General features: G+C 74.5%; 9 protein-coding genes and 1 pseudogene. 4 read left to right on the top strand and 6 right to left on the bottom strand.

Annotation, left to right across the window (positions count from 1 at the left end):
* Positions 1-93: 93 nt before the first annotated feature.
* From DDW44_RS24185 to DDW44_RS24170, 4 genes are all read right to left on the bottom strand, one after another.
* Positions 94-1,671, bottom strand: a complete 1,578-nt coding sequence (locus DDW44_RS24185) for an FAD/NAD(P)-dependent oxidoreductase (RefSeq protein ID WP_108907719.1) — start codon at positions 1,669-1,671, stop codon at positions 94-96.
* Entirely contained in the window at positions 1,652-1,966 is a 315-nt protein-coding gene (locus DDW44_RS24180) for a (2Fe-2S)-binding protein (protein ID WP_108907718.1), read from the bottom strand. The genes DDW44_RS24185 and DDW44_RS24180 overlap by 20 nt, the downstream gene beginning before the upstream one ends.
* Positions 1,963-3,138, bottom strand: coding sequence for an NAD(P)/FAD-dependent oxidoreductase (locus DDW44_RS24175; protein WP_108907717.1), 1,176 nt, complete (start codon positions 3,136-3,138; stop codon positions 1,963-1,965). Before DDW44_RS24175 ends, DDW44_RS24180 begins: the two co-directional genes overlap by 4 nt.
* A 69-nt stretch (positions 3,139-3,207) precedes the next feature.
* Positions 3,208-5,373, bottom strand: a complete 2,166-nt coding sequence (locus DDW44_RS24170) for a collagenase (protein ID WP_108907716.1) — start codon at positions 5,371-5,373, stop codon at positions 3,208-3,210.
* Between the two features lie 20 nt (positions 5,374-5,393).
* On the opposite strand from DDW44_RS24170, the pseudogene DDW44_RS24165 reads away from it, so the two are divergent.
* Positions 5,394-5,657: pseudogene (locus DDW44_RS24165) on the top strand (ATP-binding cassette domain-containing protein); the annotation flags it as partial.
* A gap of 472 nt (positions 5,658-6,129) precedes the next feature.
* Positions 6,130-7,515 (top strand): aminopeptidase P family protein, encoded by a 1,386-nt coding sequence (locus DDW44_RS24160; RefSeq protein ID WP_108907715.1) that lies wholly within the window; start codon positions 6,130-6,132, stop codon positions 7,513-7,515.
* A gap of 136 nt (positions 7,516-7,651) precedes the next feature.
* Here the strand turns inward: DDW44_RS24160 and DDW44_RS24155 are convergent, their stop codons facing one another.
* Together DDW44_RS24155 and DDW44_RS24150 are read right to left on the bottom strand one after the other, a co-directional pair.
* On the bottom strand, positions 7,652-8,050 hold the full coding sequence (locus DDW44_RS24155) for a RidA family protein (RefSeq protein WP_017946680.1): 399 nt from the start codon (positions 8,048-8,050) through the stop codon (positions 7,652-7,654).
* The gene (locus DDW44_RS24150; protein ID WP_108907714.1) at positions 8,047-9,189 is read right to left on the bottom strand and encodes an acyl-CoA dehydrogenase family protein; all 1,143 of its coding nucleotides are present in this window, start codon (positions 9,187-9,189) and stop codon (positions 8,047-8,049) included. The genes DDW44_RS24155 and DDW44_RS24150 overlap by 4 nt, the downstream gene beginning before the upstream one ends.
* Before the next feature lie 145 nt (positions 9,190-9,334).
* Here DDW44_RS24150 and DDW44_RS24145 point away from each other — a divergent pair, with 145 nt between their 5' ends.
* Complete coding sequence (locus DDW44_RS24145; RefSeq protein ID WP_108907713.1) at positions 9,335-10,975, top strand: AMP-binding protein; 1,641 nt, start codon at positions 9,335-9,337, stop codon at positions 10,973-10,975.
* 9 nt (positions 10,976-10,984) lie between these two features.
* On the top strand, positions 10,985-11,800 hold the full coding sequence (locus DDW44_RS24140; protein WP_018888517.1) for a PaaX family transcriptional regulator: 816 nt from the start codon (positions 10,985-10,987) through the stop codon (positions 11,798-11,800).
* The last annotated feature ends 83 nt before the right edge of the window (positions 11,801-11,883 follow it).

Below are 11,883 nucleotides of genomic sequence, written 5' to 3'. Positions count from 1 at the left end.
CCGTTCTCGCGCCAACGGCCCGGCGCGAGGGGACGCGTCCCGCGCTCCCCCGGCCCGGATGCCGCTCCCCCGGCCCGGATGCCGCTCCCCCGCTCAGCGGTCCACCGGGTGCGGCGGTGCGGCCCGGTTGGGCGGCCCCTCCCGGGGCAGGGCGGCGAGGTGGCCCAGTGGCACCGGGCAGGACAGGGGTCTGCGGTCAGGGGCGGGATCAGTACCGGCCAGGCGGGCGAGCGCGGCACCGCACACCCGCCCCTGGCACCAGCCCATGCCGGCGCGCGTCAGCAGTTTGACGGCGCGGGCGTCGCGGGCGCCGAGTTCGCCGACCGCCTCCCTGATCACCCCGGCCGGTACCTCCTCGCAGCGGCACACGGGGGTGGTGTCGTGGAGCCATGCGGTCCAGCCCTCGCCCGGCCGGTGCACACCGGCCATCACCTCGCCGAAGGCACGCAGCCGGTCCCGGCGTGCACGCAGCAGCGCGGTGCGGGGCGGCAGCGGGGTGCCGTGCAGGACGCGGGCGATGGTGCGCGCCGCCAGCTCCCCCTCGGCCAGGGCGAGTTCGGCGCCGCCGATCCCGCCGGTCTCACCCGCGGACCAGACGCCCGGTACTGAGGTGCGCTGCTCGCCGTCGAGGACGAGTGCGGGGGTGCCGTCGGCCGTGCGGCGCGTGGCGCAGCCAAGCCCGGTGGCGAGTTCGAGTTGGGGGACCAGCCCGTGGCCGGTGGCGACCGCGTCGCACGGGACGCGGCGGGCGCTGCCCGGCACCGGCCGCCAGGCGCGGTCGACGCGTTCGACGGTCACGGCCTCGACCCGGGCGGCGCCGTGGGCCGCGGTGACCGCGTGGCGGGTGAGGACCCGTACGCCGTGCCGGAGCAGTGTGGCGCCGTGCGCGGCGCCTTCGGCGAGCTTGCCTGGATTGCGGAGCAGGGCGCCGGGACGGCGTCCGTAGGCGGGGTACGCGGCTGCTTCGACGACGGCGGGCACGGTGGCGCCCGCGGTGGCGAGGGCGGAGGCGACGGCGAGCAGCAGGGGCCCGCTGCCGGCGACGACGGTTCTCCGGCCGGGGAGGACGAGTCCGGACTTGAGCATGGCCTGGGCCCCGCCGGCGCCGACGACGCCGGGCAGGGTCCAGCCGGGGAAGGGGAGCTGGCGTTCGTGTGCTCCGGTGGCGAGGAGGACGGTGCGGGCCCGGACGGTGACGGCGGTGCCGTCCCGGTCGTCCCGGTCGCCCCGGTCGCCCCGGTCGCCCGGCGTATGCGCATCCGCGTCCTCGCCCGCGACGGCGTGCAGTCGCCAGACCGGGGCCGGCTCGCCGGGTCGCGCGGGTCGTTCGGGCAGGACGGTCCAGACGTGGTGGACGGGCAGGTGGCGCAGGCGGCCCGCGGCGCTGTGGGCGCGCAGCCGGCGTGCGAGGCGGGTGAACGTCTGCCAGTGGTGGTGCAGGGCCTGGGGCCGGGCGGCGCGGAGGCCGGGTGCGGGGTGGCGGTAGTACTGGCCGCCGGGGCGCTCGCCGGCGTCGAGGAGCGTCACACGCAGCCCGAGTCCGGCGGCGGTGACGGCGGCGGCGAGTCCGGCGGGGCCGGCGCCGACGACGGCGAGGTCGCAGGGTGCTTCCTCGGTGGTGGTGGAGGCGGTGGCGGGTGGTGTGCCGCGTTCAGACCGCGAGGTCGTCATGGCCGGTCCCGTTCTGCGTGGTGATCGCGTCGCCCGGGCGGGCGGGGGTCAGGCAGGCACGCCGGTTGGGGTGCCCGTTGACGGTGGCGAGGCAGTCGTGGCAGGTGCCGATCCAGCAGAAGGCGCCCCGGGGTGCGCCGCCCTGGCGGGTGGTTCGCCAGGCGACGATCCCGGCGGCCCACAAGGCCGCGGCGATGGTCTGTCCGGGCAGGGCGGGCACGGGGCGCCCGTCGAAGGTGATCTCGTACGGGGGGCCGGGGTCGGCGCGGACGAGCCGGGCCGGTGTGGTGGTCATGTCTCTGCTCCTGCTCGGTCGAAGCGTTCGGGCCGGAACGGCCTGAGGTCCAGGGCGGGCCGGTCGCCGGCGAGTGCGGCCGCGACGAGAAGCCCGGTCGCGGGGGCGAGGCCGATGCCCGCGCCCTCGTGGCCGCAGGCGTGGAAAAGTCCGGGGACGCGCGGGTCGGGGCCGATGGCGGGGAGGTGGTCGGGGAGGTAGGGGCGGAAGCCGTGGTAGGCGCGAATGGCGCTGGCGCCGGCGAGTACGGGGAAGAGGGCGGTGGCCTGGCGGGCGAGCCGGCGGAGGGCTTCGGCGGAGAGTGCGGTGTCGAACCCCACGCGTTCGCGGGTGGCGCCGATCAGGACCGGACCGGCGGGGGTGCCTTCGACGACGACGGAGGACTGGAGAGCCGCGGATCCGCTGGCGACGTCGGAGATGTAGTCGGCCGCGTAGACCTTGTGGCGGACGACGCGCGGCAGGGGTTCGGTGACGAGGACGAAGCCGCGCCGCGGGTGGACGGGCAGGTGGGCGCGGGCGAGGCGGGCCAGCCGGCTGGCCCAGGGGCCCGTGGCGTTGACGACGGCGGGGGCGTGGAGCCGGCGGTGGGTCGTGCGGACCCCGCCGAGGGTGCCGTCGGGGCGGGTGAGGATGCCGGTGACCGCTTCACCCAGGTGTACGGAGGCGCCGGATCGCCGTGCTGAGAGCAGGAGTTGGGCGGCGGCACGGGCGGGCTGGAGTTGTGCGTCCTGGGGGTAGTGGAAGCCGCCGGCGAGGCCGGGGGCCAGGTGGGGTTCCACGTCGGGCAGCGCGTCGGAGGGGACTTCGTGTGTCTCGACGCCTGCGGTGCGCTGGGCTTCGGCGAATCGGCGGAGCGCGGTGAGGGCGGTCTCGTCGGGCGCCACGACGAGACCGCCTTTGGGCTCGTACTCCGTCTTCGGCGGGAGGAGGCCGGCGAGTTCGCGCCAGAGCCGGAGGGACAGCAGCGCCAGGTCGAGCTCGGGGCCCGCCTCCTTGTCGGAGACGAGCAGGTTGCCTTCCCCGGCGCCGGTGGTACCGCCCGCCACCGAACCGCGGTCGACGACGGCGACGGCGAGGCCGGCGCGGCTCGCGTAGTGGGCGCAGGCCGCTCCGACGACGCCGGCGCCGACGATGACGGCGTCCAGGGGACCCTGACGGTTTCCAGTGGGCACGGCAGTAATATGTCACATTGTCAGATGCCCGGGAAGGGAAACCGCGGCAGCGGGTCCGGTCCGCACGGCTCAGCTGCGCAGGGGCCCTTCACAGCGGTAAGAGGACGTTCCGGCAAGGCCGTTGGTCCAGATCTCGACCGGCCCGAAGGAGCAGTTCATGTCGGCGAGGTTGGTGGAGGCGGCTGCGGCGCGGTCGAGGATGAAGTAGTCGACGGTCTCGGACATGTCCTTGAAGACGGCGTCCGGGGACGCGGCGTCGGTGAGGTTGGCGGTGATCCGGCCGGTGCAGGTGAAGCGCCGCTTCCCGGGGTCGCCGTTGTCCCCGCAGACCGGGTGGGACCGGGTGGCGGTGACGAAGGACTGGCGGACGGCGTCGGCCGAGGAGTCCCTGAGGAGGTCGTTGGGCACGTAGCCGGTGTGGGGCACGAACAGCTCGTCGACCTTGGCGATCTGCGCGTCGAGGAAGGTGTCGTAGGCCCGCTGGAGTGCCGGGTCGCCGCCGAGCCGGCTGCGCCAGGCGTCGAAGCCCGCGGGATCGTCGGCGCGGAGCAGCCCGTACATCTCCCGGAGCAGTGACGGCCGTTCGGTCCACAGGAGCGAGAAGAAGGTTCCCGCGTAGCCGTAGAAGCGGAAGCCGTCTCCGTCGTAGGTGGCGTGCAGGAGCCGGTCCACGGTCATCCGCGGGCGGCCGCCGGCGGTGTCGGCGATGATGCCCCGGACGAGGGACCTGCGGACGGCTGTGCCGTCGTCGCGGGTGGCGCCGGCGAAGAACTCGGCCGTTCCCTCGTCCATGGCGGTGGTGCGGTCGCCGCTGTACCAGGGGCCCTCGCCGAAGTACCCGGGAACGGCCCAGCGGCCGTTGAGGTAGTGGACGTACTCGTGCCGGAAGAGCTCTTCGAGGGTGAGGGAGGAGTCCTGCGGGACCCGGCGCTGGTAGGTGTAGAACGTGGCACCGCGCTCGATGTAGACACCGCCGTTGCGGGTGCCCATGCCGGTGAGGAGGGGGTGGTAGACCTCGTAGTCGGCTCGGGAGGCGTAGAGCACGATGCGCAGTGAGGTGTTGGTGTCGCCGGCGAGCGGGTCCTCGGCGCCGAGGACCCGGTGGAACTGCGCCTTCACCTGCTTGCTCGCGTAGTAGAGCTGGTCGACGGTGGCGCGGTCGAGGCCGGTGCGCACCGTGATGGCGCCGTTGTCGTAGGTGAGGGTGCTCGGGAAGATCTTCCGCTCGATGTCGTCCTTGCAGACCGCGTAGGGCCTGCAGGCCTCGTAGAAGTCGAGCCAGGAGACGAGTGAGGCCCAGGGGCGGCTGCCGTCGCCGAAGTTGGCGCGGGCGACGGGCAGCAGGGCCCCCAGGTCGGGGACGATCCCGGAGTGGAGTGCGGGGATCTGCCCGAAGCGGCCGTACTCGCTGAGCGCGTCGCGTACCACCCACTCGTTGACGGTGCCCTTGAGATGGGTGTGACCGGCGAAGGCCCGGAAGGCGGCGCGGTACGAGACGTTCCCGGTGACGGCGTCGTGGAACGCGGTGTCCTTGTTGCCCGGGTGGACGCCGAGGTAGTTGACGGAGAGGGCGGCCAGTGCCGCGCCGCCCCAGGAGGCGTCGCCGTACTGGTCCTTGTGGCGCCTGCCCATCGTGGCGAGGACCCTCTTGACCAGTCCGAGCCGGCCGTGCCGCAGACCGGGAGCGCTGCTCGTGTAGAGCGCCTCGCGGAGGGTCTCGGCATTGGCGCGGGTGACGTCGAAGGTGCGGGCGGCCCGGCCGAAGTCGCTGACGGCGCGCCGCAGGACCGCGGTGGTCGGGGCGTCGGTGATGTCGATCTCGGGGCGGGAGAAGTCGTGGTACGCGGTGGCGTGGAGGTAGGTGAACATCTCCAGCAGATGGGTGCCGTTGGTGCCGTCGTGCGAGGCGGCGAGCGAGGATATGCGCCGGCCCACGGCCTGGACGTGGGCGTCGGACATGACCGGGACGAGGCGGGCGTCCCAGCTCCAGAGGAGGCCGGAGAGGTAGCCGTCGGCGGTGACCGCGGGGTCGGCGAGGAAGTCGGCGAGTTGCCGGGGGGCGAGGCGGGTGAGGCCGTCCAGGGTGCAGGGCACGCCGGCCGCGGTACGGGGGGCACCGGCCGGGTCCGGGCCGGTGCGGGCGGCGGGGCCGGCGCTGTGGCGGCCCGGGGTGCGGCCCTGGGCGAGGCCGTCGAACCCGGCCCCCGAACCGGGCGCGGCGCCCGCCTTCTTCATGGACCCCGCCCGGGCGCACAAGGAACCCCCGCGACCGAGTCTTCACGCAGTTCCCGGTACTGGCCGAACGCCGACGGCAGGCCGCCGGGCTGATGTCCGGCGGAGAGCAGCAGATGCTCGCGATGGGCCGCGCGCTGATGGCCGGGCCGCGCCTGCTCCTCCTCGACGAGCCCTCGCTGGGCCTCGCACCGCTGATGGTCCGGCGCATCGCGGAGATCATCCGCGAGATCAACGCCCAGGGGACCTCGATCCTGCTCGTCGAGCAGAACGCCGCCATGGCGCTGGAAGGGCGCGGGCGAGGCGGTCGACCCGGTCGTGGGGGTTCGTGCCGGGCGTGGCGGGTGCGGCGGACGCCGGCCGGCCGGTGGTGGCGTGCCCGGCACGGGCCGGGGGGCCGCCGGGTGCCGCGGTGGCCGCGGTGGCGGTGGTGGCGGCGGTGGCGGGCGCGGTCTGGCCGAGCGGGGCGAGGAGGGTGACGGCGGCGGCTGCGGCGAGCAGGGCTCTGCGCCGGGATCCGGGCCGTGCGCATCGGGGCTGGAACACCGGTGTCTCCTGTGTGGGAGGTGGCTGGGGGTGGTGTGTCAGCGGTGCGGGGTGGTCGTGAACTCCGCCGAGGTGCGCGGGGATTGGCCGTACCAGAGAGATGCGATGTGACCCGTAACATAGTAATGTGAAATTGCACTGACAACCCCTCAGCACCCTTCCCTGTGAGCAGGGTTCGCTGACCCGTGGGTCCCGACGAGCCGAGGAGTCGACATGGCCGGCAGTGTTCCGCTCCCCCAGCACCTCCACACCGGCAGCCATGACCTGCCGGTTTCGGCGGAGTTGGCGGCATTCATGGGCACCGGCTGGGAGGAGCGGGCGCTGCCCGCCGATGCCCGGGTACCGGCGCGTGAAATGACTCCGGCCCGGCGGGACCGGCTCTCGGCGCGCTTCCCGGGGGAACGGCTGCTGGTTCCGGCCGGGGAGGTGAAGGTCCGTTCCGGCGACTGCGACCACCGCTTCCGGCCCCACAGCGCCTACGCCTGGCTGACCGGGCTGACCGGCGAGGACCAGCACGGCCATGTGCTGGTGCTGGAACCGTCCGGTCCGGGCGGCGGGCACGAGGCCGTGCTGTACATCCACCCCCGGCCGGAGCGCGCCTCCGGCGACCGCACGTTCTACCGGGACCGCCGGTTCGGGGAGTTCTGGGTGGGCCGGCGGCCCGACCTGGCCGAGGCCGAGCGGTTGACGGGCATCCGGTGCGTCCGCCTGGAGGGCACCCGGTCGCTCCCGCCGGGCCGTGACGCCGTGTCCGACCCCGTGCTCGCCGCGGTCCTGGCCGAGCTCCGGCTGGTGAAGGACCCGTGGGAGGTCGACGAGTTGCAGCGTGCGGTCGACCACACGGCGGCCGGCTTCGAGGACGTCGTGCGCGCGCTGCCGCGTGCGCTCGCCCATCCGCGTGGCGAGCGGTGGATCGAGGGCGTCTTCGGCATGCGGGCCCGGCTGGAGGGCAACGGCACCGGCTACGAGACCATCGCCGCGTCCGGTGCCCACGCGTGTGTGCTGCACTGGACCCGCAACGACGGCCCCCTCGACCCTTCCGAACTGCTGCTGCTCGACGCGGGTGTGGAGAGCGACACCCTCTACACGGCCGACATCACCCGCACACTGCCGCTGTCCGGACGCTTCTCGCCCGTGCAGCGGCGGGTGTACGAACTCGTCCTCGCCGCACAGGAGGCGGGCATGGCGGCGCTGCGGCCGGGTGCACGGTTCCGCGACTTCCACCGCGCCTGCATGGGGGTGATCGCCGAGGGGCTGGCGGACTGGGGGGTGCTGAAGGACCCCGAGGGCGACCGGCACCGCCGCTACACGCTGTGCGGCAGCGGGCACATGCTCGGGCTCGACGTCCACGACTGCGCCCGGTCCCGCGCGGAGGCGTATCTCGACGGGGTGCTGGCGGAGGGGCAGGTGCTGACCGTGGAGCCGGGGCTGTACTTCCAGCCCGACGACGCGACGCTGCCCGCCGAGCTGCGTGGGATCGGGGTGCGCATCGAGGACGATCTGGTCGTCACCGCGGACGGCGCACGGCTGATGTCGGGGGCGCTGCCGCGTACGCCGGAGGCCGTGGAGGAGTGGATGGGCGCGCTGCTGGGCGGCTGACGCCGGAGGTTCCCGGAGACCGGAGTTCCCCAGTCCCTGAGTTCCCGGCGCCCTTCGGGGCACGGCCCGCCACCCGCACCGTCACGAGCACGGGCCGGCCACGCGCACCCCTCCCCTGCCCGGCCCTGAGGAGCGGTCAGGGCAGTACGGCGATTCCGTCGAGTTCGACGAGGGCCTCCTCGTCCCAGAGGCGTACGGCGCCGATGACCGCCATGGCGGGGTAGTCGCGGCCGGCGAGCCGGTGCCAGACGCGGCCGAGTTCGGCGGTGTGGCGGCGGTAGTCGGCGACGTCGGTGGCGTACACGGTGACGCGGGCGAGGTCGTGGGGGGTGCCGCCGGCCGCGGCGAGGGCGGCGAGGAGGTTGGCGAGGGCGGTCTCGAACTGCTCGACCAGACCGTCGCCGATGACCTTGCCGGTGGTGTCGAGTGCGGTCTGGCCGGCCAGGAAGATGATGCGGGAGCCGGTGGCGGCGACCGCGTGGGAGAAGCCGCCGGCGGGTGACAGCCCGGGCGGGTTGATGCGTTCGAGGCTCATCGGGCGGTCTCCTCGGTGCGGACGCCGGCGTACAGCTCCTTGGCGATGATGCCGCGCTGGACCTCGCTGGCGCCTTCGTAGATGCGCGGGGCGCGTACTTCCCGGTAGAGGTGCTCGAGCAGATGGCCGCGCTGGAGTGCGCGTGCGCCGTGGAGCTGTACCGCGGTGTCGACGACGTACTGGGCGGTCTCGGTCGCGAACAGTTTGGCCATGGCGGAGCGGCGCGGCACGTCGGGGGCGCCGGCGTCGTGGGCGCAGGCGGCGGCGTGGACGAGGAGCCGGGCGGCCTCGGTGCGGGTGGCCATCTCGGCCGTCTGGTGGGAGACGGCCTGGAGGTCCTTGAGGGGGCCGCCGAAGGCGTGGCGGTGCGCGGTGTGGTCGAGGGTGGCGTCGAGGGCGGCCTGGGCCATGCCGACGGCGAACGCGCCGACGCTGGGCCGGAAGAGGTTGAGGGTGTCCATGGCGACGCGGAAGCCGGCGCCGGGCCGGCCGAGTACGTCGTCGGGGGTGACGGGGACGCCGTCGAAGGTGAGGGCGCCGATCGGGTGCGGGGAGAGCATGTCGAGGGGCCGGCCGGTGAGGCCGGGGCGGTCGGCGGGGACGAGGAAGGCGGTGATGCCGCGGGCCCCGGGGGCCTCGCCCGTGCGGGCGAAGACGGTGCAGAAGTCCGCCTCGGGGGCGTTGGAGATCCAGAGTTTCTCGCCGGTGAGCCGCCAGCCGTGGCCGCTGGGTGCGGGCGCGGCGTGGAGGGCGAGCGCGGCGGCGTCGGAGCCCGCCTCGGGCTCGCTGAGGGCGAAGGCGGCGACGGTGCGGCCGGACACGACGCCGGGGAGCCAGCGGTCGCGCTGGGCGGCGGTGCCCGATCGGAGCAGCGGGTGGGCGCCGAGTCCCTGGAGGGCGAGGGCGGTCTCTGCTTCGGTGCAGCCGTGGGCGAGGGATTCGCGCATCAGGCAGAGGTCGAGCGCTCCGGCGGTGAAGAGCCGCTCCAGCAGCCCGAGTTCGCCGAGCGCCGCGAGGAGCGGGCGGTTGACGCGGCCGGGTTCGCCCTTCTCCGCGAGGGGGCGCAGCCGCTGCGCGGCGAGGGTGCGCAGTTCGGCGCACCAGGCGGTCTGTGCCGGTTCGAGCGAGAATGCGGGCATCCGGTTCCCCACTTCCTGCGGCCGGGTTACGGGGCGGGCGGCGGCGCCGCGCGGCGGCCTCCCGAAGCAGGTTATCGCGAACCGTTGACTGTCGTCACCATCACGCTACGCTCGTTGCGCGACCCCACCACGACAAGGGGGCGGAATGGTGCTGACACCCTCGGCCGGCCCGGAGCTGACACCCTCGGCTCATCACGACACGTTCGCGCGGGACCGGCTGCCGCCGCCCGGGCAGTGGCCTCGGCTGCTGTTCGAGCTGCCGGAACTGCGCTACCCGCAGCGGCTCAACTGCGGCGCGGAACTGCTGGACGCCACGATCGAACGCCACGGGGGCGGCCGTGCCGCGTTCCGCGACGGGAAGGGCGCGGTCTGGACGTACGCGGAGCTGCGTGAGCGGGTCGATCGGATCGCGCATGTGCTGACCGGCGAACTGGGCGTGGTGCCCGGCAACCGGGTGCTGCTGCGCGGTCCGACGACTCCGTGGCTGGCCGCGTGCTGGCTCGCGGTGATGAAGGCGGGCGCGGTGGCGGTGACGGTGCTCGCCCAGCAGCGGGCCCGGGAACTCGCGGTCATGTGCGACATCGCCCAGGTGACGCATGCGCTGTGCGACATCCGCTCCGTGGACGATCTGGTGAAGGCGGAGGTGCCGGGGCTGCGGGTCACGGCGTTCGGCGGGGACGGTCCCGGCGATCTGCTGCGGCTGGCGGAGGGCAAGCCGGCCGTGTACCGGGCGGTGGAGACGGCGGCGGACGACGTGGCGCTGATCGCGTTCACCAGCGGGACGACGGGCCGGCCGAAGGGGTGCATGCACTTCCACCGGGACGTACTGGCGGTGGCCGACACGTTCTCGGCGCGGGTGCTCCGGCCGACGCCGGACGACGTGTTCGCGGGCAGCCCGCCGCTCGGCTTCACCTTCGGCCTGGGCGGCCTGGTGGTGTTCCCGCTGCGGGCCGGGGCGTCGGCGCTGCTGCTGGAGCAGGCGGGACCGGGGCAGTTGCTGCCGGCGATAGCGGAGCACCGGGTGTCGGTGCTGTTCACCGCGCCGACGGCGTACCGGGTGATGCTGGACGGTGTCGGCGGTCACGACGTCTCCTCGCTGCGGCGCTGCGTGTCGGCCGGGGAGAACCTGCCGGCCGCGACCTGGGAGGCGTGGCGGGAGCGGACGGGGCTGCGGATCATCAACGGCATCGGGGCGACCGAGCTGCTGCACATCTTCATCTCGGCGGCGGACGGGGACATCCGGCCGGGGACGACCGGCGTCCCGGTCCCGGGCTGGGAGGCCCGGGTGGTGGACGGCGGTTCCGGGGAGCCGGTGCCGGACGGCGAGCCGGGGCTGCTGGCGGTGCGGGGGCCGGTGGGCTGCCGCTATCTGTCGGATCCGCGGCAGGGTGTGTACGTGCGCGACGGCTGGAACCTCACGGGCGACACCTACGTGCGGGAGCCGGACGGGTGGTTCCGCTATGTGGCCCGGGCCGACGACATGATCATTTCGGCGGGCTACAACATCGCGGGACCGGAGGTGGAGGACGCCCTGCTGGCCCATCCGGACGTGCGGGAGGCGGCGGTGGTCGGCCGTGCCGACGAGCTGCGGGGCCAGATCGTGGCGGCGTACGTGGTGCTGCGGGAGGGCGCCGAGCGGGGCGAGGCGGCCGCCGAGTCGCTGCGGGAGTTCGTGAAGACGCGCCTGGTGCCGTACAAGTGCCCGCGGGCGATCGTCTTCATGGACGCGTTGCCGCGCACGCCGACGGGGAAGCTGCAGCGGTTCCGGTTGCGGGACAGCCCTTAGAGTGATCACGTGGCCGAGCAGCACACTCCCCGTTCCCTGATCGTCACCCTGTACGGCGCGTACGGACGCGAGACGGCGGGGCCGTTCGCGGTGGCCGAGCTGATCCGGCTGCTGGGCGCGCTGGGGGTGGACGCCCCTTCGGTGCGCTCCTCGGTGTCGCGGCTGAAACGGCGGGGGCTGCTCGTCGCGCAGCGGACGGCGGCCGGGGCGGCGGGCTACGCCCTGTCGGCCGATGCCCGGCAGCTGCTGGACGACGGCGACGAGCGGATCTTCGGCCGCCGCGCGGCGCTGCTGTCGGACGGATGGGTGCTGGCGGTGTTCTCGGTGCCGGAGGCGGAGCGGCACAAGCGGCATCTGCTGCGGTCGCGTCTCGGCAGGCTGGGCTTCGGCACGGCGGCGCCGGGGGTGTGGATCGCGCCGGCGCGCTTCTACGAGGAGACCCGTCACACGCTGCGGCGGCTGCAGCTGGACCCCTACGTGGATCTGTTCCGGGGCGAGCATCTGGGCTTCGCGGCGACGGCCGAGGCGGTGGGGCGCTGGTGGGACCTGGCGGGGGTGGCCAAGCAGCACGAGGAGTTCCTGGACGCGCACGGCCCGGTGCTGCGGGCGTGGCAGGCGCGTGGGGCGACGCCGGCCGAGGAGGCGTACCGGGACTACCTCCTGGCGCTGGACTCGTGGCGGCGGCTGCCGTACGCGGATCCGGGCCTGCCCGCGGAGCTGCTGCCGGCCGACTGGCCGGGTGGGCGTTCCGCTGCGGTGTTCTCGGGGTTGCACGAGCGGCTGCGGGACGCTGGGGCGGGGTACGTCCGGCCCGGCGCCGGCTGAGCGGCGGGTACGGCCGCCGGTCTCCTTCGCGCCCCGACCCGGTGGGTCACGGCCGCGGTGTCCCGGGGCCGGGCCCGGTATGT

The sequence above is a fragment of the Streptomyces tirandamycinicus genome, from assembly GCF_003097515.1.
Classification (GTDB): domain Bacteria; phylum Actinomycetota; class Actinomycetes; order Streptomycetales; family Streptomycetaceae; genus Streptomyces; species Streptomyces tirandamycinicus.
The sequence above is the reverse complement of the archived record's forward strand: the minus strand, read 5'-3'. Positions and strand labels throughout refer to the sequence as shown.

Coding starts and splice junctions, on each gene's coding strand:
- DDW44_RS24185 (WP_108907719.1), bottom strand. CDS start 1,671: ATGACGACCTCGCGGTCTGAACGCGGCACACCACCCGCCACCGCCTCC.
- DDW44_RS24180 (WP_108907718.1), bottom strand. CDS start 1,966: ATGACCACCACACCGGCCCGGCTCGTCCGCGCCGACCCCGGCCCCCCG.
- DDW44_RS24170 (WP_108907716.1), bottom strand. CDS start 5,373: ATGAAGAAGGCGGGCGCCGCGCCCGGTTCGGGGGCCGGGTTCGACGGC.
- DDW44_RS24160 (WP_108907715.1), top strand. CDS start 6,130: ATGGCCGGCAGTGTTCCGCTCCCCCAGCACCTCCACACCGGCAGCCAT.
- DDW44_RS24155 (WP_017946680.1), bottom strand. CDS start 8,050: ATGAGCCTCGAACGCATCAACCCGCCCGGGCTGTCACCCGCCGGCGGC.
- DDW44_RS24150 (WP_108907714.1), bottom strand. CDS start 9,189: ATGCCCGCATTCTCGCTCGAACCGGCACAGACCGCCTGGTGCGCCGAA.
- DDW44_RS24145 (WP_108907713.1), top strand. CDS start 9,335: ATGGTGCTGACACCCTCGGCCGGCCCGGAGCTGACACCCTCGGCTCAT.